Source organism: Brachybacterium sp. FME24 (assembly GCF_014897705.1).
Lineage (GTDB): Bacteria > Actinomycetota > Actinomycetes > Actinomycetales > Dermabacteraceae > Brachybacterium.
This window is the reverse complement of record NZ_JABUXV010000022.1, coordinates 58091-76899: the sequence shown is the minus strand read 5'-3', so window position 1 is coordinate 76899 and position 18809 is coordinate 58091. Positions and strand designations below refer to the sequence as shown.

Sequence of the window (18809 nt, the reverse complement as noted above, 5' to 3'; positions counted from 1 at the left end):
ATGTGAAGCCTCCTCGAAGGCGGTGGCGTGCTGTACTGTCACGGACACTACCACTAAAAACGAACGGTCATTCTCTTTTGCCTAAGGTCAGCCAAGCCCATCTCGAGGCGCGTCGTCAGCAGATCATCGACGCCGCCCGCGCCCTCTTCGCGACGCACGGTTTCGCCCGCACCTCCATGACCGATCTGGTCGATGCCTCGGGGCTCTCCACCGGAGCGATCTACCGGTACTTCCGGGGCAAGGACGAGATCATCGTGGCGATCTGCGAGCAGTCGAGCGGGGCGCTCCCGGAGACTCTGACCGCCGAGACCATCGACGCCTTCCTCCAACGGACCCGCCGCATGGCGCGCGAGGAGGGCCATGCCCGACTGATCGCCCAGATCTACGCCGAAGCGGCCATCTCCCCGCAGCTCGCCACCCTCGTCGAGCATCAGGTCGAGGAGCTGCGCACCGCCGTGGCCGCGCTCCTGCCCGGCCGCCCACCAGCCCAGGGGCAGCAGATCGCCGAGGCCTTCGTCGCGCTGTGCCACGGCTACACACAGCAGCTCGCGATTCGCGGCGATCTCGATCCGGCACCGTTCACGGCGGCGCTGGTGGAGATCACGCAGGTCTGAGCGCGACGCCGACGCCGATCGGCGCCTGGCGAGGGCGATGAGGGCTTGGTTGTGTCGCTTCTTCTCGGCTCGTTTGCGGTCGTAGTCGACCCTGGAGACCAGGGCTCTCAGCGCAGCGAACGCGGAGAGGAACAGAGTGCGCTTGAGGACCTTGTTTCCTCTCCGGGAGGGGTGGTCCCCCGTGCGGGGCCTCAGCGGAACGGCAGCAGCTCCGGCGGGAGCGTGCCGGTGGCGATCAGGGTGTTCAGGGCGTCGACGAACTCCCGACCCTCGTGCGGATTGATGGCGTCGAGCGTCAGGGAGGAGCCGTCATGCATCTGAACCCTCACCACGTCCTTGAAGCGCCCTTCGTCGTACACCGCTTCGCGCACGTCCGTCGGGGGCCGCTCCTTCGTACGCCGCCCCGGGGCGCTGCCGCGGAAGATCCTGCGGTCGGTGACCGCGAGGTACTCGGTGCTGATCCCAGTCTGACCGAGGAGGACCAGCAGCGTGTGCTCCCCGGGCTGGAGCCAGCCGAGCGCTGGTCCCGAATGGACTTCCTCGCAGTTCCACAGCGCCGCGGTGCCCATGAGGGCCCGGTCCCACGCGGCCCGCACCCGGGTCTCCGGAGAGTCGGGGGAGTACTCTCCCCACGCGTGCAGGGCGTAGACCACTTCCGCGGGCGCCATCGGTTCCGGGATCTGACCGGTCTCGGCCAGGGACTGGAGCCCGTGCGCGAATCGGATCCCGTCCTCGGCCGTGCACGGCTCGATCGCCAGGTCCCGTGCAGAGCGCACATCGATCTCGACGTCCAAGTACATGCCGGGGCGGAACGAGGCTCCGCGCACGTCGCGGGCGGGGATCGCGCGCTTGCGCGTGACGTCCTTCGGCGCCCGTCCCTCGGCGTTCCAGCGGCCGAGGATCACCTCCTCGCGCGTGACCAGGATGATGCGTGGCCTGTTGTCGGGGATGCCGGGCAGCGCAAGGAGCACATCATCATCGGGCGCCAGCAGGTGGTCGGCGAGGTCCTCGGGCAGGAGCAGCCGACGGTGGATCGTCGTGGTGGACAACGCCCGGGCGAGGCTCTGCCGGGCATGGCTCGTTCCGTGTGGCATGGCCGTCATCGTAGGAGGGGGGTGCGATGCGCGGGTAGGTGGAATGCGGACCTGACGGACGGAGCATCACGAGCTCCCAGCCGTCTCTCATCTACGACCAGGCAAGAGACTTTGAGGCGATGACGGGGAGTCAGAGTGGCATTTGCGTGGGACATGGGACTCCTTAGGGCTGTCGGACGGCCAGCAGGGTTACCCTGCTGGCCGTCCGAGATGAGTTGCGAAGAGGGGAAGCCTTATGCGACGGCGGTTCCTTCGAGCTCGACCATCTGGCCGGGGATCGCCAGGCGGGTGACGCCGAGCATCGTGGTAGTCGGGGCGACTCCTGCCGCCCCGAGCTTCCCGGCGAGCACGCCGTAGTGCGGGAACATCGCGTCCACATCGGTGGTGTAGACGTTGAGTCGGACCAGGTTCGCCAGCGACATGCCGGCCTCGGCGAGCACGGCCTCGAGGTTCGCCACGGCCAGCGCGAGCTGGGCCTCGACGTCCCCGTCGTGCTCGGGCCGACCATCCTTGCTCATAGCTGTCTGTCCCGAGATGTACAGCGTCCGCGTCTCCCCTGAGATGACTTCGCCCTGGCTGAAGCCCATCTCCTGCGACCACGTCACCGGATTTACTGCCGTGCGTTCCATTGCTGCTCCGTTCATTCGTTCCGCAGCGCCCGGCCGCCCTCTGGTCGCCGTCTTCGACGCTGCACTACTAGCCTCCCGACGAATCACGACACCTTGTGGCGTGTGTTCTGGTAAAGATGGAAGCATGCGAGCAGACCGACTGGTCTCGCTGGTGCTGCTGTTGCGCCAGCGAGGCCGAATGACCGCCGACCAGCTGGCCAGTGAGCTCGAAGTGTCCACGCGCACCGTGCTGCGCGACATCGACGCCCTCTCGACCGCGGGCGTCCCCGTTTACGCCGACCGTGGTCGACACGGCGGCTACTCGCTTCTTCCTCGCTTCCGCACCGAACTGATCGGGCTGAACCATGACGAGGCACTCGCGCTGCTCACCGCCGGATCAGACCGCGGCGAGAAGGTCTTCGGCCTCAGCGCACCACTAGCCTCGGCGATGCGCAAGGTCGTCGACGCGCTGCCCGAGGGGCACCAGATGAGTCTCGGCGATGCGGCCAAACGGTTCCTCGTGGAGCCGGAGACCGACCTGCTCTCTCGCCGCGCCCCCACCGAAGACCTGGCCGACGGCGTCATGAGCGAGGTCCGAACCGCGGTGCTCACAGGCCGCCGGCTGCGATTCAATTACGCGGCACCCGGTAAAGCACCGAGTCGTCGAACCGTCGATCCGATGGGACTGGTCACCGTCCGCGGGCACACCTACCTGCTGGCGACGAGGTCCGGAGACGATCGGACCTACCGCCTGTCTCGGATGCTCAACGCCGAAGCGCTCCCCGAACCGGCGCAACGCCCCGCCCAGGTCGATCTCGACCGCATCTGGGCCGAGCGCACCACACAGTTCCTCTCCGAGAACCACACCCCCGTCGTCGTCCGCATCAAGACGTCACGTCGTGAGGAACTGCTGGAGAATGCCAGAGCTGTCCGGGCCGAGGAACCGGAGCCGGATGATTGGATCCGCCTCGACGTGACCTTCGAAGACCTGCGCCACGCGGTGTGGGCGGTGTGGCGGCTCGATACGGACGCCGAAGTACTCGCGCCAGAATCCGTGCGCTCTGCGTTGTACGTGCGTGCCGAAGCATTGACGGCACGTTATCGATCCTGACCATTCGTACCGACTAACGTGTCCGGCCAGTCCAGCCAGCCCCCTTGACAGCACCACCCCGCAGACCACTACTTAGTCACATGACTAAGTATCTGCCCGGCTACGACCCTGAGGCAGACCTCGACCGGAAGTTCCATGCACTGGCCGACCGCACCCGCCGGGCGATGGTCGCCCGCCTGACCCGAGGACCGTCCTCCGTAAGCGAGCTCGCCGAACCTTTCGGCATGGCGCTGCCCACGGTGGTCCGACACCTGCAGGTGCTGGAGGAGGCGCAGATCGTCTGCTCCGAGAAGGTGGGACGGGTCCGCACCTTCCAGCTGGTGCCCGATGGGACGGTCCCGGCGAACGCCTGGATCGTGGCCCACCGTCGCCCGCAGGAGCACCGCCTGGACCGTCTGGGCGACTACCTCGTCCAGCACGAACCTGTGATGCCGACCCCCACCCCACCGACCCGAACCGATCAGAACCCGACCCCGGAGGATTGACATGTCCCAGCACACCCAGACCCACGCCACCTTCGTCCTCGAGCGCGAGTACCCGGTCCCGGCGGACCGCGTGTGGGCGGCCTTCGCCGACCCGGAGATCAAGGCGCAGTGGTTCGGCGGCAGCGAGTTCGTCGACGTCACGCGCGGCGACGACTTCCGCGTCGGCGGCACCTGGATCGACGACGGCCGCCCGAGCGAGGACGGCCCGATGTCCCGCTTCCGCGCCACCTATACCGACCTGGTCGAGCACGAGCGGATCGTCTACAGCTACGACATGTGGCTGGACGACGCCCACGCCTCGACCTCGCTCACCACCATCGCGCTCGAGGCCGTCGACACCCCCGAGGGCCCGGCCACCCGCCTCACCTTCACGGAGCAGGGAGTCCATCTCGACGGCGTGCACGGCCCTGGCCCGGAGGCCGCCGCCGGCCGCGAGATGGGGACCGACGGCCTCCTCGATGCGCTCGGGACGGCACTCACCGTCGCGGGGTGACACCGTTGGGCTCCGATGCGGCGCACTCTGGCGCCCGACGCCGCGGTTGAGCGTCCAGTGGCGCGCCGACGGCACTGCCATCGAGGGCGCAACCTCGGAGCAGTTCCGTCTCACCGGTCGGTGGAAGGGCTCGGATATCACCGTCGAGGTGACGGCAGCGCTCGAGGGCTACGACCGCACGACCGTGAGGTCCGCGCCCGTCCGCATCAGCTGAACAGACACCGCGCGGAGACCCGGACTGCCGCCGCAACGGGTCGAGAACATCCCTAGCTACCTCGTCGATCGCGAACCATCTCCAAGAGGAATCGCATGAGCTGGGAACCCCTTGACGCCCGCGGCCACGCCGAGCAGCTCGCCCGCGGCATCGACCCCGACGCCCTCGGCCACGACGCCGTTGGCGCCGACATCTCCCGTGCCATCGACTCCTCTGCGCCGCGACAGCTCGATGCCGGATGCATCCGCTCCTCCTAGGAGGCGCTCGCCGCAGCCGGCGAGCACGCTGTCTCCTCGGAGAGCACGGCCTGGCGGGCCTGACTGCGCGCCCTCCACGAGGTGTGCAGAACCGCCGAGGAGACTGATGGCAGGCTCGTGATGTGCGCCGTCGCAGCGGCCGTCGATGCGCTCCGGTCCTCGCGGCGGTCCGAGCGAGCATGAGCGCCGTGTGACCGAGGCGGCCGTCCCGGTCCGGAGGCTTGACCCTGCTCCTGGAGCAGGGTCTGGGATCGAGCACATCGGCGTGCACAGTGCACGTCCCGCGCTCAGGAGACACCTATGACCCTCGTCCGCAGACCGCTGCAGATCATCCGCTCCCACCGGCGAGCGTTCGTCCTCGTGAACGTCGTGATGTACGGCCTGTTCCTGGCCGGCTTCGCCCTCGGCCTCGCGGTCCCCGAGCTCGCCGCAGGGCGTGCGACGGCCCTCGAGGAGGACGGCACCGCCGATCTCGTGGGCAGCCTGCTGGCGAACGTCTGGCTGTTCGCGGTCACGATCCTCGGTGTCAACACGATCACCGTCGGCCTGTTCTCGATCGTGCTGCCCTCGCTCGTGATCCCCTTCGCAGGGATCGCGGTGTTCGGCTACCGGGCGGTGGTGATCGGGGTAACCCTCGCGCCCACCGACGACGCCACCTGGATCGTGCTGATCCCCCACTCCCTCACCGTTATCATCGAGTTCCAGGCATACATTCTGCTGGTGCTCGGGGTGTACCTGCTGGGCCGCGCCTGGATCACCCCGTCTCGGATCGGCGAGCGCACGCACCGCCGCGGGTACCTGCAGGGGCTCCGGCAGCTGGGATGGCTGACCCTGGCCGCCCTGGCACTGCTGGTGATCGGTGCGCTCTACGAGGCGGTCACCCTGAGGTACCTCGTCCCCGTCCTCCTGCGACCATGAACGGCGGCTCGCCCCGATGACCTGGAGCACCAGCGAGTTGGCACGCCTCGCCGACACCACCGTCCCCACTGTGCGGCACTACCACCGGCTGGGCCTCCTCGACGAGCCGGGCCGCCTCTCCAACGGCTACAAGCAGTACACCGCGGCGCACCTGGCGCGGCTGCTGCAGATCCGTCGACTCGCCGACCGCGGGATCTCGCTGTCGCAGATCGCGACGCTCCTTCGTGGGGACGACGACGCCGTCGCCCTCGACGAGGTCGATGCGGAGCTGAAGGCCTCGATGCGCCGACTCGCCCGTGCCCGGGTCGAGATCGCCGCGCTGCGCGAGCACCGGGCGAGGGCCGATACGCCGAGCGGCTTCGAGGACCTGTCCCAGAAGCTCACCGAGCGGCAGCGGTCCCTGCTCACACTGTTCGCGGGCGTGATGGCCCCGCCGATGCTCGAGGAGTTCCGGCAGGCGCTGCTGGTGGGCAACGACGTGGACGCCGACTTCGAGAACCTTCCCGAGACCGCCGATGAGGCGACGATCGAGGCTCTCGCCCAGCGGATCGCCCCGACGGTCGCCGCCGCCCGACGGGAGCGGCCGCAGCTTGACGATCCTGCCGTCGGGTCACCGATCGGCGAGGAGCAGGCCCGCCTGGTTTTCGCCCACGCGGTCCTCGAGCTGTTCCATCCCGCGCAGTTGCGGGTGCTGCAGCGGATCGAAGAGATCCTGACTGCGTGAACGGCCAGCACCCCGTGGCACAAACATCCTGTGCCCCGTAATCGATGCCGCCGGGATGGCTACGGGGACGTGCGAGGTCGCGACCGTGAACTGGATCCGCCGGGGGAATCTTCAGAGCCGCCAGCAGCCTCGGACTTTCCTTGTTGAGGTGTCCGAGGGGCGGGAGGGACGAGCACTGGCCTGCGCAGATCTCACGACCTTCCGCCTCGAGGCGGGCTCTGCCATGATCTGGGAATGGTGAGAAGCGGCGGGCGCGAAGCGGCACTCGCCGCAGCGCTCAGCTCCGAGGGACTCGGGGCGAGTAAGGCGAAGTGGACACGGCCCACGATCGCTGCGCTTCCGGGCGACCTCTCCGCGTCGATCCTGACGCTGTATCGCGAGCTCGGTGGCGTCCAGCAGGAACCCCGCCTGATGCCTGCAGGTTGGGATCTGCAGCTCGCGGACGGCACGCTCGTAGAACTCGATGAGCAGCAGCACTTCACTCGCTACCGCGCTGCATCGCTAGCGTTGAACTGGGCCTCGGACATGCCATGGCGAAATGCATACCTGAGTCACTGTCGCACCCACGAGCAGTTGGCAGCGGGCTATGGCGGGTTCTGGACGAACCCGTCCACGGAGCGGCAGTTCGGCACTGCCGGTACACGAGGCGACTTCGATGGGCCGGGCTCTCCGCGTGCAAAACAGCGTGCCGTCTACGACGCGATCCGAGATGCGCATGCAGCGGCCGGACTGGTCCGGCTCGCTCGCCTCTCGATCTACGACGATGTCGTCGACACCACCCTGGGCGCTGTACTCGCTGGAGAGGAGGCTGCTGCGCCAGTGCGTGGGGCCCTCACCGAACTGATCGCCCAGCGCACACTTCAGCCGTAGATCGTGGAGCTGGCCCCACCAGTGCGCCCCGGCGGTGCACACACGAACGCGCCGAGAACGCTCAGTACCCCGCTACCCGATCCACCACGTTCCGCAGCTCCTCGCCCCGCACCCACCGGAGGGACGGGAAGCGACGGACGTCGTCCGCGGGCGAGGCTCCGTCGAGGGCGGTGATGTCCGGGGCGCCCTCGGCCTCGTCGAGATCCACGACGGAGCCGGTCCCGGCGATCTCGCGCGCCGCGTCGAGGTCCGCACGGGCGCTGCCGGCCACGCCGATCAGCGTCGGCTCACTGCCGTCCACAGCGCTGCCTCGTGTCGAGGCGGGACTCCCTTCAGCAGCGGCACTCAGGCCAGGGCGGAGGCGTATCCCATGTCGAAGTTCACGAACGCCTGCTGGTAGATGTACAAGGTGTAGAAGAGCGTCGAATCCACCGGACCGCCGGTGCCGCCGCTGATCACGTGGGCCTGCGTGAAGACCTGGAACGACCCGATGGTCTGCAGGATCAGGTTGAAGAACACGATCGGCGTGAGCAGCGGAATCGTGATGTGGCGGAACATGCGCAACTGCGATGCATCGTCCTGCGTGTCGGGGCGAGTCCGCGCACCCTGCCCCCACGCTGCATCCCGTCCTGGCCGACCTCGAAGTGGGGTGGTGGACGAACCGTTGCCCGACCCTGTGTCTGCATATTTTTCTCAAAAATCCTTGACGACTCGGCGCGGCTCTGTAAATCTTATGCACCACGCCACGTTCACCCTGTACGCAACGAAGCGTCGGAGGACCGCATATGCAGAGCCGTTCCACTCCCCCACCGAGACGTCGCCGGCCAGTTTCCCTCGACTCTCCCATCACCCGCCGCTCCCTAGCCGGTTTCGTCGGCGCCACGGCCGCGACTGCCCTCGCCGGCTGCGCCTCGCAGGACACTTCGAAGGATCTCGACACGCTCCAAGTCTGGGGAGGGGTCCCTCCGGAGAACGGCCCGCAAGCGCTCGTGGACCATTTCATGGAGGAACACCCCGATCAAAAGGTGGTCTACACCCGTTTCGTCAACGACGATCGCGGGAATCTCAAGGTCAACACCGCTCTCCAAGGCGGAGTCGACATCGACGTCTTCTTCACTTACGACTCCTCGAGCCTTGCCATGCGCTCGCATTCCGGCATGGCAGCAGATCTGGGAGACCTGGTGCGTTCCACTCCCAAGCTCGAGCCGTTCCTCGATACAACCGAGCCGAAGGCGCTGTTCGACGGCGAGACGATCACTGCGCTGGCCACCACGAAAGAGCCGAACTTCCTACTGTTCAACGAGTCCCTGCGGGACGAAGCCGGCATCGAACTGCCCTCTGCCTGGGAGCTCGAGGAGTACCTGGAGGCGGTGCGCAGCCTCACCGCCAACGGCCATTACGGGACCTACAAGCTGCCGGACCTCCCCCGGATCGCGCTCGGCCCGAACTACTGGTACGCGGGAGAGGGGTCAAATTTCGAGGATCCGGCCTTCCTCCGCCACTTCGAGCTCACGGCCCAGATGATCCGCGATGGCGAGGTCTTCCCCTGGTCGCAGGTGCTCGCCCGGCAGATCGAGGCCTACCAGCAGAACAACTTCATCGCTGGCGATTTCGCGATCTGGGGCACCGCCCCATTCAGCCTTCGGTTCCTCAACGACTCCGAGCAGTACCCGCACGACTTCCTCACTGCCTGCGCTCCCATGCCCACGATCGACGGTGCTGACTGGAACAGCGGCGTCTACGGCAACCATGTCCAGATCAATGCCAAGAGCCCCAAGCAAGAGCTCGCCCAGGAGTTCGTGAAGTTCTGGCTCCTGGACGGCGCCGCCGACATGGCTCCAGGCGGCAAGATCCCCACCCTCGACAACGTCGATCACGAGATCCTCCTCGAGGCGATCCTCGGCGAGAACATGGAGACCTACTTCGACGTGGAGTCCTTCCGTCGCACCCTGTTCGAGAACGACCCCAAACTGCTCGCTGACACCGACCTCACCGCGGTCGCCGAGATCACCCAGGCCTACGAGCAGCAGCGGGACGTCTGCTGGCTGCTCGAGCGCTCCCCGCAGCGGGCGATCGACACGATCCATGCCGATGCAGACGCGCTCATCCAGCGTTTCAGGGAGGACTGAGATGACAACCGCTACCACCACCCCGCCCGCTTCCGGTCCTTCCACCGCTAACCGAACACGCCGTACCGGCCGCGCGCCGTCGGACCCGAAGCCTCTGGTCGGCTGGCTGTTCATCGCCCCCAACCTGCTCGGAGTCCTGCTGTTCACGTTCGTGCCGCTGGTGTCTGTGGTGCTGCTGTCCTTCACCAAGTGGAACCTGGTCTCCGGCCTCGAAGGGATCGAGTTCGTCGGGATCGACAACTTCCTCTTCGTGCTCCAGGATCCGAAGTTCTGGCGCAGCCTGCTGATCACCGTGGTCTACGCCGGGGTGGCCGTGCCGCTGACCCTGGTCGTAGGACTGCTCCTCGCAACGGCACTGAACCGCGACGTGCCAGGTCGGGCCCTGCTGCGCGCCTGCTTCTTCATCCCGTACATCGTAAACGTCGTAGCGATCGGGATGACCTGGATGATGCTGTTGGACCCGTCGGCCGGCCTGCTGAACCAGTTCCTAGGGAACTTCGGTGCGGAGTCTCTGCCCGGCTGGTTCGCAAGCTCCCGCTGGGCGCTGCCGGCGTTGATCCTCGTAACGATCTGGGCCCAAGCCGGGTACGCGTGCCTGATCTACCTCTCCGCCCTGCAGGACGCCCCCGAACAGCTCTACGAGGCGGCACGGATCGACGGGGCCGGGCGCTGGCGGATGTTCCGCGCGATCACCTGGCCGTCACTATTGCCGACCTCAGTGTTCCTGCTGATTACGCTGTTCGTCGGGATCTCACAGAGCTTCGGGATGATCGCACTGATCACGAACGGTGGCCCCGGCTCCTCGACCACCACGCTGTCGTTCTACATGTACCAGACCAGCTTCCAGTTCTACCGCTTCGGCTATGCCTCGGCAGTGGGTCTGGTGACGTTCCTCGGAATCTTCGCGCTGATGCTCGTCATGTGGCGCCTCCAGCGAGGGAGGGCCCTCCATGACTGACACCCTGCACCCCACCCGCGACTCCTCGACCCAGCAGGTCGAATCGCGGACGAGCGCTGCCGCCCGCGATGCCCTGCATCGTCGCCGACGTCGTCTTCGCCGCTGGGGCTGGGGCATCCCGCTGTGGATCCTGGCCCTGTTGTTCCTGCTGCCGTTCGCCTGGATGATCTCCACCTCCCTGAAGCCCGATGTGGAGGCGTTCACGGTACCGATGCAATGGATCCCGAACGACTTTCGCTGGGAGAACTACACCGAAGTGCTGTTCGGCGAACGCTCGATCCTCCCAGCGTTCGGGAACTCCGTGCTCGTGGCGCTGCTGCGAGTGCTCGGTGAGCTGGCCACGGCGACGCTGGCCGGGTATGCCTTCGCGAAGCTCCGGTTCCGCGGGAGGAACGTCGTGTTCATCGTGTACCTCGCCACCTCTCTGATCCCAGCGCAGCTGCTGCTCGTGCCTCGCTTCGTGTATTTCCAGCAGTTGGGTCTGTACGACTCCCTGTGGGCGCTGATCCTGCCGGGGATGTTCACCGTGCTGGGCACGTTCCTCATGCGGCAGTTCTTCGTGAGCCAACCTGGCGAGTTCGCGGAGGCTGCGAGGCTCGACGGCGCGAACGAGTTCCAAATATTCTTCCGGGTCTACCTCCCCAACGCTCTGCCGATGATCAGTGCGCTGGCGATCCTCACCTTCGTCTGGTCGTGGAACGACTACGAGTCGCCGCTGGTGTTCCTCTCCAGCCCCGAGACCTTCACACTTCCGCTCGCGCTGACGAACTTCACCGATGAGACAGGCGCCATGGCCCCGGGGATCGCGATGGCCGCAGCCGTCATCTCGATCATCCCGATCCTCGTGGTCTTCCTGATCTTCCAGCGCCGCTTCGTGCAGGCGATGACCGAGAGCGCTCTAAAGTGACGCCCCCAAAGTAACGCCCCCCAATCCCGTCGCCTTCCGCCCCAACACGTCCCGCCCCACCCCCTCCAGGAGAACACCAAGATGTCGCCCCTCTCCACCGTGTCCGGTGTCGCCCCCTCGCTCGCCCAGATCGGAGGCTTCGGGCCACCGCGCACCGAGCTCGGCGTCGGCGCTCTGATGCCGTACAACGGCGCCCTATACGTCCAGAACTACAACTCCCACCGAGCCGAGACCGGCACCGGGGTGAGCCTGCGCCGCGTCGAGGAGGACTTCTCCATGGAGAAGGTTCCCGAAGCGATCGGAGTGGACGGCACCTTCACGAACCGGCTCGTGCATTTCGAGACCGGCTCTCTGGTGATCGGCCCGCACGTGATCGAACCGGATCACACCGTGCACACGGTCGACGAGCTCGCGCAGCACCGGCTGTGCGGCACCGCCCGACACCTGACGCGGCCGAAGACCCACGTCTACGTGCTGACCATGGAGGGTCTGGTCTTCGAGCTGGAGCTCACCACCCGGCAGGTCGTGCTCCTCTGGGATCTGAACGATGAGCTCGCCACCGAAGGCGAGTGGAAGGTCCATTACAAGGATTGCTACAGCGCACACGGTCGTCTCGTCGTCTGCTCGAACGAGTACGGCGAGGACGACTGGGCCGGGACGCAGAGCCGGGGCCGACTCGCAGAGTTCGACGGCACGAGCTGGCGGATCATCGAGCACAAGCCCTTCACCGCGATCGGCGGACGCGGAGACTTCACGGACACCATCTTCGCCGCCGGCTGGGATGCGGCCTCCGCGATCCTCGAGGTGTACACCGCGCGGGACGATCGCTGGACCCGCTACCGCCTCCCGAAAGCCTCGCACACCTTCGACCACAAGTGGCAGACGGAATGGCCCCGTATCCGCGAGACCGAGCACGAGCGTCTGCTCGTAGACCATCACGGCATGTTCTATGAGCTCTCCCCCTGGGCGTACGGCGGCCGGATCTGGGGGCTGCGACCGATCTCCACCCACCTGTGGGTGCTCGGCGACTTCTGCTCCTGGAAGGGCATGCTGGTGCTCGGGGCGGATAACGCCTCTCCCAGCGGCGGCAAGAACGTCACCACCGCGGAGCCGCAGTCGGGGCTCTGGTTCGGCAAGACCGACGACCTGTGGGGTTTCGGCAAGCCGTCCGGGTGGGGCGGCCCCTGGTGGCGCGAGGAGGTGCATGCGGGCGAGCCGTCGGACCCGTACTTGATGACCGGGTTCGACAACAAGTGCCTTCACCTGGAAAACCACGGGGAGACCTCCGTGACCTTCGATCTCGAGGTGGACATCCACGGCGACGGGCACTTCCGGCGCAGCCAGCGCCTCACCGTGGAGCCCGGGTGCTTGGCCACCCACGTGTTCCCCAGCGGTTTCAGCGCCCACTGGGTCAGGGTGGTGGCCGACACTGACACCACCGCCTCGGCCCAGCTGTTCTACACCTGAGCTGTTCAACTCCTGAGAGAGATCATGACCCCTGAAACCCCCGAGACTCCTGCCGCCTCCCGTCCCGTGCTGCAGACCCTGCGCGACGCGCTCGCGGACCTGACCCCCACCCTGCAACGGGTGGCGGAAGAGATCCTCGAGGATCCTCTCGCCGCTGGGTCCACGAGCATCACGGCGCTCGCCGGACGAGCGGGCACGAACGCCGCGACGGTCTCCCGACTCGCGCCGCGCCTGGGGTACTCGGGCTTCCCGGAGCTGCGCAGCGCGATCGCGCTGGAGAACGGCCGTAACGCCCAGTCCGGCTGGGAGCGGGACATCGGCGGGGCGATCTCGCTGGAGGATCCCGCAGCCGACGTCCTCGACATCCTCGCCGGCACCGCCGCACGCGCCCTGCGCGACGCCGTCTCCGGGATCGACGTGGTGCGCGTGGAGCAAGCGGCGCGGGTGATCGCGGGCGCCGAGCGGGTGCATCTGTACGGGGAATGGGGCGACTCGGTGGCGCTGCGCGAGCTGCACTTGCGCCTTCAGCGCATCGGGGTGGCCGCCTGGTTCTTGGACTCGGGCCCCGTGACGCTGCATGCAGTGTGCAACACGCTCACCGAGCAGGACGTGGTGGTGGTGCTGAACCGTTCAGGGGAGGACGACGTCACCGCGCGTCTGTTGCGCGAGGCGAGTGCGAGGGGCGCCACCACGGTGGCGGTGCACGGCATGCCGGGCTCCCCGGTGGATCACGGCGCCGAGATCAGCGTGTACTCCGGGATTCGCAACGGCGAGGTGTGGACGCACTACTACTCGGGCCGCGCCAGCGACACTCTCGTGACCAGCTTGCTGTGGGTGCTAGTAGCCCAGTACCGCTCGGCAGACAATTCGATGCGCTACTTCGACGACGGCATGCTCGGCGGTCGCGGCTGAACACCGGCCCGAACCGCTCGTCCGGCCCGACCGACCGCTGGACAACTTCGGACCCACCTGCTGTAAAGGACCATCCTCGTGATCGAAGAGACGATCCGTACCGATATTGCCGTGCTGGGCGGAGGCCTGGCCGGTATATGCGCCGCGATCGGCGCCGCCCGTCAGGGCAGGCAGGTGGTGCTCGCCCAGAACCGCCCCGTGCTAGGCGGGAACTCCTCGAGCGAGGTGCGGGTGTGGGTGTGCGGCGCGACCGCCCACGGCATCCACCTGTTCGCCCGAGAGACCGGCATCATGGGCGAGCTGTTCGTGGAGAACCAGTTCCGCAACCCCGAGGGGAACCCGTACTACTGGGACCTGCTGCTGCTGGAGAAGGTGCAGGCGGAGGAGAACATCACCCTGCTGCTGAACACCGACATCACGGAGGTCGATGCCGACGGGCCCGAGGATGCCCGTGTGATCCGCGGCGTGACCGGCTGGATGAGCGGCTCCGAACGACGCATCACGCTCGAGGCGCCGACGTTCATCGACTGCACGGGAGACGGGTTGGTCGGCCATCTCGCCGGCGCGGAGTACATGACCGGCCGGGAGCCCCGCTCGCAGTTCGGGGAGTCCTGGGCGCCGGAGGTGCCGGACCAGAACATGCTGGGCAGCACGATCCTTTTCTACTCCAAGGACATCGGCGAGCCCTCGAAGTTCGTGAAGCCGGGGTTCGCCGCCGACATCGCCGCCGCCGGGATCCCGGAGCACCGCGTGATCCGCCAGGACATGAAGGGTTGCGCCTTCTGGTGGATCGAATGGGGCGGTGAGCTGGACGTGGTGGACGCCAACGAACGGATCCGCGACGAGCTCCAGGCCGTCTGCTACGGCATGTGGGATCACATCAAGAACTCCGGCAAGTTCGACGCCGAGAACCTCACCCTCGAGTGGGTCGGCTCCGTGCCGGGCAAGCGCGAGTACCGCCGCTTCACGAGTGAGTACGTGCTCACCCAGCAGGACGTCCTGGAGCAGGCCGAGTTCGAGGACCGCATCGCCTTCGGCGGGTGGTCCATCGACCTCCATCCTTCCGGCGGTGTGTACGCCACCGAACCGGGGTCGAAGCACTGGCACCCCGACGGGAACTACCACCTGCCGCTGCGCATGCTGTTCTCGAAGAACGTCACGAACATGTGGATGGCCGGGCGGAACATCAGCGCGAGCCATGTCGCCTTCGGGTCCACTCGGGTGATGGCGACCTGCGCCCTGCTCGGCGAGGCCGCCGGGATCGGGGCCGCCCTCACGCAGCAGCTGGACGTGTCACCTTCCGCACTGGCGAGCGAGCACGTGACCGCGGTGCGCCGAGCCATGGTGCGCGCCGACGCGTCGGTGCTGGGTGTGGAGAACGACGACCCGGCAGACCTCGCCTTGCAAGCTGAGGTGCGGGCCTCCTCCACGAAGACGACGCTCGCGTCCACGCGGAGCACAGGACTGGTGCCGCTGGTGGACGACCTGGGGTTGGTGCTGCCGGTGGATCCGCGACTGGACGGGATCGACGTGCTGGTGAACGCGGCCGCGGCGAACGAGCTGCGAGCATCCCTGCATGCCACCTCCGCGCCGCAGAACTACCTGCCGGCGGAGCAGATCGCGGAGGTGAGCGTGGCGGTGGAGCCGGGACGTTCGTGGGTGCACCTGCCGCTGGCCTGGGAGCCGGCGACGGCGCAGAACGGCTTCCTGATCCTGCGCGCGAACCCCGACCTGTCCGTGCACCAGGGAGCCGGGGCCGAGCCCGGCACGGTGACGATGATCCACCGCGTCATGCCCGAGGACGAGCGGTACACCGAGCAGTGGCGCGCCTGGAAGGAGAACCTGCATGGCAGCGGCATCTGCTTCCGTGCGAGTGCGCCGACTACCGCATTCCGTCCCGAGCAGGTGCGGGGCGGCTATGCGCGACCGTACGGCGGGCCGAACATGTGGATCTCCGGGCCGACCGGTGAGGACCCCCAGCCGTGGATCGAGCTGTCGTGGGCGGAGCCGGTGCAGGTCGGCAGCGTCGAGGTCCTCTTCGACGACGACGTGAACGAGGACCTCATCAACCTCCACCACCACCGGACGGAGGCCGAGGTGATGCCGACGCTGGTGCGGGACGCGCGCGTGGAGGTACATATGGAGGGGAGCTGGCGCGAAGTGGCCCGGATCGACGGGAATCGGCAGCGGCGGTGGGTCGCCGATCTCGGTGAACTGCCCGTGCAGGGCCTGCGATTGGTCATCCAGGGAACCGATGCGGCGAAGGAGGCACGACTCGTGGCATTCCGGGCGATCGCTGCGTGAGGACTGCACCCAGGCCATCAACATGATCATCTCCGGCGAGATCATCGACTACCAGTACGACGCGAGCACCAAAGAGATCATCGAGCGGCGAGCACGCTAGACATCGCAGGTCATGGCGTTGCGGTCACGGCGTAAAAATGAAGTAGCGCGCCCGGGACCACGCGAGGGGTTGGGATCCAAGCAATCCGTCCCGCAGGAAGACCATGAAAGCACCCCAGTCCCTTCGAATCTACGGTGGGCGAGGGCACTCTGGCACCGCCGAAGTTGTCACAGGGGGTACGGGAGCCGACGATGCGGTCCGGCGCCAGCGGAGGCGATTTCCCGACAACCCTCCCTTATTGAGTCGTTTCAGGCTAGGGTTGTCTGTGAGTTCTCCCATGCTCCAGTCCGGTCCAGCGATCGGGTTCGACGGTACTTCATCCAATGACGGACGACACCAGAGGAACCTCATGACCAGCAGAAGAACGATGCTCCGTGCCGGCCTCGCCGCAGCGACCAGTGCTGCGGCGCTCGGCTCCCTCAGCGCGTGTGGCCCGAGCGCAGGTCCCACCGAGGATTCCGGACTCGCAGTCACCTGGTGGGGAAACGCGTTGCGCAACGAGCTCACCCAGGAAGCGATCGATTCTTACGTCGAGACCCACCCCGATGTCGCGATGAGCCCCCAAGCCGGGGAGTGGACAAGCTACTGGGATCGTCTCGCCACACAGGTAGCGGGTGGCACCCCTCCGGACCTCATACAGATGGATGAGGCGGGACTGCCGCGCGGATAGGTGACATCTTGACCTGATCGTGCGGAAGTCTCCTATCGGTACAGAAGCCCCCGGGGATGGGGCCAAGAGATACGGCAACCCCTCACCCGCGAGGTCAATACCCCGCCGCGCGATCCACCACGTTCCGCAACCCGTTCCCGCGCACCCACCGGCTGACGTTGTCGAGCATGATCGCGCGACCGCGCTGCACGGTTCCGGGCGTGGTCGCCGCGTTGTGTGGGGTGACGATGGCTCCCGGGGCATCCCACAGCGGACTGCTAGCCGGGAGGGGCTCCGTCGCGTGGGCGTCGATCCCGGCTCCGCCGAGGTGGCCCGAGTGCAGGGCGGCCACGAGTGCGGCCTCATCGACAATGCCCCCGCGGGAGACGACGATGAGTGCCGAGCCGGGTCTCATCAGGGCGATCTCGTCAGAGCCGATCATGCCTGCAGTCTGGACGGTTAGCGGCGAGGTCACCACGATCATGTCGCTCGAGCGCAGCAGGTCGCGCAGCCCCTCGTCCCCGTAGAGCATCTGCACCGCGCCGTCGCGCTTTCCACTGCCCTGCCGGCGCAGTGCCTGGACGTCCATGTGGCAGGCGAGCGCCTTGCGGGCGAGGTCCTTGCCGCTGTTGCCGTAGCCGATGATGCCGAGCTGCGCGCCGGCGAGCTCGCCATGGGTGCGGCGCTCCCAGTCGTGGCGCTGCTGTGCCCGCGCCCAGCGTGGGGCGTCCCGGCTGAGCATGAGCATCAGCATGAGCGCGTGCTCGGCGAGCGGGATCGCACCGTTGCCGGCGGCGGAGGTCAGCGTGACGTGGTCCGGCAGCATGCTCGAGGTCAGCCAGACGTCCACCCCCGCCGCAGTGCTGTGCACCCACCGGAGGGACGGGAAGCGACGGAGATCGTCCTCGGGCGAGGCACCGACGAGGGCGGTGATGTCCGGGGCGCCCTCGGCCTCGTCGAGATCCACGACGGAGCCGGCCCCGGCGATCTCGCGCACCGCGTCGAGGTCCGCACGAGCACTGCCGGTCACGCCGATCAGCGCCGGCTCACCGCCGTCCGCAGCACTGCCTCCAGCCGAGGCGGGACTCACTTCAATCCCGTCGTCGCGATGCCGCGGATCAGGTGCTTCTGCGCGAAGGCGAAGAACAGCAGCAGCGGGATCAGCGACAGCACCGACATGGCCATGAGCGTTCCGGTGCCCTGGTTGGACTCAGAATCGACCAGCGCGTTCAGGGCGATCGGCACGGTGAACACCGAGGAGTCGGTGAGGTAGATCAGTTGGCCGAAGAAGTCGTTCCAGGTCCAGATGAACGTGAAGATCGCGGTGGTGATCAGCGCCGGCTTCATCAGCGGCAGGATGATGCTCCAGAACACCCGGAACGGGCCGGCGCCGTCGATCGAGGCGGCTTCGTCGAGCTGCCGGGGGATCCCGCGGATGAACTGGACCATGAGGAAGATGAAGAACGCGTCCGTGGCCAGGAACTTCGGCAGGATCAGCGGGATGAAGGTGTTCACCAGTCCCAGGTTCGAGAACACGATGTACTGCGGGATGACCACCGCGTGCATCGGGAGCATCACCGTGACCAGCACGATCGCGAAGTAGACGTTGCGTGCCCGGAACTCGAGCCGCGCCAGCGCGTAGGCGGTGAGCGAGCAGGAGATGAGGTTGCCGAGGATCGCGCTGATCGCGATCACGAGCGAGTTCCCGAAGAACACCCAGAAGGGGAAGCCGCCCACCACCCATCCGTTGACGAAGTTCTCGAGCGTGAGCTCGGTGGGGATGATGCTGGGATCGGTGAGCACCAGATGAGAGGGCTTGAACGCGCTGACTGCCATCCAGATCAGCGGATAGAGCATGAACAGCCCGAAGAGGATCAGCCCTCCGTGCCGCAGGATCGCCCCGCGCACCTTGGCACGGCGCATCGAGCGTGAGGGGCCGCGCGGGCGGGTGGGCCCGTCGACGACAGGTGGCGAGTCGAGAGTGGATGTCGACAT

Annotated in this window: 21 protein-coding genes and 2 pseudogenes; 16 read left to right on the top strand and 7 right to left on the bottom strand. The window is 67.1% G+C overall.

Going from position 1 to position 18809, the window contains the following annotated elements; translation table 11 throughout:
• The first annotated feature begins 77 nt into the window (after positions 1-77).
• A complete protein-coding gene (locus INT51_RS19475) occupies positions 78-614 on the top strand; it encodes a TetR/AcrR family transcriptional regulator (RefSeq protein WP_193107072.1) in 537 nt (178 codons plus the stop codon).
• A gap of 18 nt (positions 615-632) precedes the next feature.
• On the opposite strand, the pseudogene INT51_RS19470 reads toward INT51_RS19475, so the two are convergent.
• The 3 genes and pseudogenes from INT51_RS19470 to INT51_RS19460 form a co-directional block, all read right to left on the bottom strand.
• A pseudogene (locus INT51_RS19470) lies at positions 633-845 on the bottom strand (IS110 family transposase); the annotation flags it as partial.
• Positions 806-1183: a PH domain-containing protein gene (locus tag INT51_RS22870; RefSeq protein ID WP_370540839.1), complete on the bottom strand. Its 378-nt coding sequence runs from the start codon at positions 1181-1183 to the stop codon at positions 806-808. The pseudogene INT51_RS19470 and the gene INT51_RS22870, both read right to left, overlap by 40 nt.
• 758 nt (positions 1184-1941) lie before the next feature.
• Entirely contained in the window at positions 1942-2337 is a 396-nt protein-coding gene (locus INT51_RS19460) for a RidA family protein (protein ID WP_193107068.1), read from the bottom strand.
• On the opposite strand from INT51_RS19460, the gene INT51_RS19455 reads away from it, so the two are divergent.
• The 8 genes from INT51_RS19455 to INT51_RS19420 all read left to right on the top strand — a co-directional run bounded on the left by INT51_RS19455 (position 2243) and on the right by INT51_RS19420 (position 7388).
• Positions 2243-3427, top strand: a complete 1185-nt coding sequence (locus INT51_RS19455) for a YafY family protein (protein WP_226985956.1) — start codon at positions 2243-2245, stop codon at positions 3425-3427. The two genes, INT51_RS19460 and INT51_RS19455, sit on opposite strands and share 95 nt — an antisense overlap.
• Before the next feature lie 80 nt (positions 3428-3507).
• On the top strand, positions 3508-3912 hold the full coding sequence (locus INT51_RS19450; protein ID WP_193107064.1) for a metalloregulator ArsR/SmtB family transcription factor: 405 nt from the start codon (positions 3508-3510) through the stop codon (positions 3910-3912).
• Position 3913: 1 nt separating this feature from the next.
• Complete coding sequence (locus tag INT51_RS19445) at positions 3914-4405, top strand: SRPBCC domain-containing protein (RefSeq protein ID WP_193107063.1); 492 nt, start codon at positions 3914-3916, stop codon at positions 4403-4405.
• Positions 4406-4451: 46 nt separating this feature from the next.
• Positions 4452-4619: a hypothetical protein gene (locus INT51_RS19440; RefSeq protein WP_193107061.1), complete on the top strand. Its 168-nt coding sequence runs from the start codon at positions 4452-4454 to the stop codon at positions 4617-4619.
• Positions 4620-4714: 95 nt separating this feature from the next.
• A complete protein-coding gene (locus INT51_RS19435) occupies positions 4715-4876 on the top strand; it encodes a hypothetical protein (protein ID WP_193107059.1) in 162 nt (53 codons plus the stop codon).
• A 300-nt stretch (positions 4877-5176) separates the two neighbouring features.
• Positions 5177-5794 (top strand): stage II sporulation protein M, encoded by a 618-nt coding sequence (locus INT51_RS19430; RefSeq protein ID WP_193107057.1) that lies wholly within the window; start codon positions 5177-5179, stop codon positions 5792-5794.
• A gap of 16 nt (positions 5795-5810) precedes the next feature.
• Positions 5811-6518: a MerR family transcriptional regulator gene (locus INT51_RS19425; protein WP_193107055.1), complete on the top strand. Its 708-nt coding sequence runs from the start codon at positions 5811-5813 to the stop codon at positions 6516-6518.
• 234 nt (positions 6519-6752) lie between these two features.
• The gene (locus INT51_RS19420; protein WP_193107053.1) at positions 6753-7388 is read left to right on the top strand and encodes a hypothetical protein; all 636 of its coding nucleotides are present in this window, start codon (positions 6753-6755) and stop codon (positions 7386-7388) included.
• Between the two features lie 61 nt (positions 7389-7449).
• On the opposite strand, the gene INT51_RS19415 is transcribed toward INT51_RS19420, so the two are convergent.
• Both INT51_RS19415 and INT51_RS19410 read right to left on the bottom strand, forming a co-directional pair.
• On the bottom strand, positions 7450-7689 hold the full coding sequence (locus tag INT51_RS19415; protein ID WP_193107051.1) for a hypothetical protein: 240 nt from the start codon (positions 7687-7689) through the stop codon (positions 7450-7452).
• Positions 7690-7736: 47 nt separating this feature from the next.
• A pseudogene (locus tag INT51_RS19410) lies at positions 7737-7967 on the bottom strand (carbohydrate ABC transporter permease); the annotation flags it as partial.
• 206 nt (positions 7968-8173) lie between these two features.
• Between INT51_RS19410 and INT51_RS19405 the strand changes: the two are divergent.
• The 7 genes from INT51_RS19405 (at position 8174) to INT51_RS19375 (ending at position 16835) form a co-directional block, all read left to right on the top strand.
• Positions 8174-9517 carry an ABC transporter substrate-binding protein gene (locus INT51_RS19405; RefSeq protein ID WP_193107050.1) on the top strand — a complete coding sequence of 448 codons (1344 nt, stop codon included), beginning with the start codon at positions 8174-8176 and terminating at the stop codon, positions 9515-9517.
• Between the two features lies 1 nt (position 9518).
• Positions 9519-10475 carry a carbohydrate ABC transporter permease gene (locus tag INT51_RS19400; RefSeq protein WP_193107045.1) on the top strand — a complete coding sequence of 319 codons (957 nt, stop codon included), beginning with the start codon at positions 9519-9521 and terminating at the stop codon, positions 10473-10475.
• On the top strand, positions 10468-11382 hold the full coding sequence (locus INT51_RS19395) for a carbohydrate ABC transporter permease (protein ID WP_193107043.1): 915 nt from the start codon (positions 10468-10470) through the stop codon (positions 11380-11382). The genes INT51_RS19400 and INT51_RS19395 overlap by 8 nt, the downstream gene beginning before the upstream one ends.
• Before the next feature lie 81 nt (positions 11383-11463).
• A complete protein-coding gene (locus INT51_RS19390; RefSeq protein WP_193107037.1) occupies positions 11464-12849 on the top strand; it encodes a hypothetical protein in 1386 nt (461 codons plus the stop codon).
• A 24-nt stretch (positions 12850-12873) separates the two neighbouring features.
• A complete protein-coding gene (locus tag INT51_RS19385) occupies positions 12874-13761 on the top strand; it encodes a MurR/RpiR family transcriptional regulator (RefSeq protein WP_193107035.1) in 888 nt (295 codons plus the stop codon).
• Between the two features lie 78 nt (positions 13762-13839).
• Complete coding sequence (locus INT51_RS19380; RefSeq protein WP_193107033.1) at positions 13840-16065, top strand: FAD-dependent oxidoreductase; 2226 nt, start codon at positions 13840-13842, stop codon at positions 16063-16065.
• 449 nt (positions 16066-16514) lie between these two features.
• A complete protein-coding gene (locus INT51_RS19375) occupies positions 16515-16835 on the top strand; it encodes an extracellular solute-binding protein (RefSeq protein WP_193107031.1) in 321 nt (106 codons plus the stop codon).
• A gap of 94 nt (positions 16836-16929) precedes the next feature.
• Here INT51_RS19375 and INT51_RS22775 read toward each other — a convergent pair whose 3' ends face one another.
• Both INT51_RS22775 and INT51_RS19365 read right to left on the bottom strand, forming a co-directional pair.
• Entirely contained in the window at positions 16930-17904 is a 975-nt protein-coding gene (locus tag INT51_RS22775; RefSeq protein WP_304502262.1) for a D-2-hydroxyacid dehydrogenase, read from the bottom strand.
• A complete protein-coding gene (locus INT51_RS19365) occupies positions 17901-18809 on the bottom strand; it encodes a carbohydrate ABC transporter permease (protein ID WP_193107029.1) in 909 nt (302 codons plus the stop codon). Before INT51_RS19365 ends, INT51_RS22775 begins: the two co-directional genes overlap by 4 nt.

Bases quoted from the DNA above. Each gene is read 5' to 3' on its own strand.
- INT51_RS19395 (WP_193107043.1), top strand. From the start codon at position 10,468: ATGACTGACACCCTGCACCCCACCCGCGACTCCTCGACCCAGCAGGTC.
- INT51_RS19455 (WP_226985956.1), top strand. From the start codon at position 2,243: ATGTACAGCGTCCGCGTCTCCCCTGAGATGACTTCGCCCTGGCTGAAG.
- INT51_RS19420 (WP_193107053.1), top strand. From the start codon at position 6,753: ATGGTGAGAAGCGGCGGGCGCGAAGCGGCACTCGCCGCAGCGCTCAGC.
- INT51_RS22870 (WP_370540839.1), bottom strand. From the start codon at position 1,183: ATGGGCACCGCGGCGCTGTGGAACTGCGAGGAAGTCCATTCGGGACCA.
- INT51_RS19375 (WP_193107031.1), top strand. From the start codon at position 16,515: ATGACCAGCAGAAGAACGATGCTCCGTGCCGGCCTCGCCGCAGCGACC.
- INT51_RS19425 (WP_193107055.1), top strand. From the start codon at position 5,811: ATGACCTGGAGCACCAGCGAGTTGGCACGCCTCGCCGACACCACCGTC.
- INT51_RS19400 (WP_193107045.1), top strand. From the start codon at position 9,519: ATGACAACCGCTACCACCACCCCGCCCGCTTCCGGTCCTTCCACCGCT.
- INT51_RS19430 (WP_193107057.1), top strand. From the start codon at position 5,177: ATGACCCTCGTCCGCAGACCGCTGCAGATCATCCGCTCCCACCGGCGA.
- INT51_RS19450 (WP_193107064.1), top strand. From the start codon at position 3,508: ATGACTAAGTATCTGCCCGGCTACGACCCTGAGGCAGACCTCGACCGG.
- INT51_RS19385 (WP_193107035.1), top strand. From the start codon at position 12,874: ATGACCCCTGAAACCCCCGAGACTCCTGCCGCCTCCCGTCCCGTGCTG.
- INT51_RS19405 (WP_193107050.1), top strand. From the start codon at position 8,174: ATGCAGAGCCGTTCCACTCCCCCACCGAGACGTCGCCGGCCAGTTTCC.
- INT51_RS19390 (WP_193107037.1), top strand. From the start codon at position 11,464: ATGTCGCCCCTCTCCACCGTGTCCGGTGTCGCCCCCTCGCTCGCCCAG.
- INT51_RS19365 (WP_193107029.1), bottom strand. From the start codon at position 18,809: ATGTCGACATCCACTCTCGACTCGCCACCTGTCGTCGACGGGCCCACC.
- INT51_RS19445 (WP_193107063.1), top strand. From the start codon at position 3,914: ATGTCCCAGCACACCCAGACCCACGCCACCTTCGTCCTCGAGCGCGAG.
- INT51_RS19460 (WP_193107068.1), bottom strand. From the start codon at position 2,337: ATGGAACGCACGGCAGTAAATCCGGTGACGTGGTCGCAGGAGATGGGC.
- INT51_RS19435 (WP_193107059.1), top strand. From the start codon at position 4,715: ATGAGCTGGGAACCCCTTGACGCCCGCGGCCACGCCGAGCAGCTCGCC.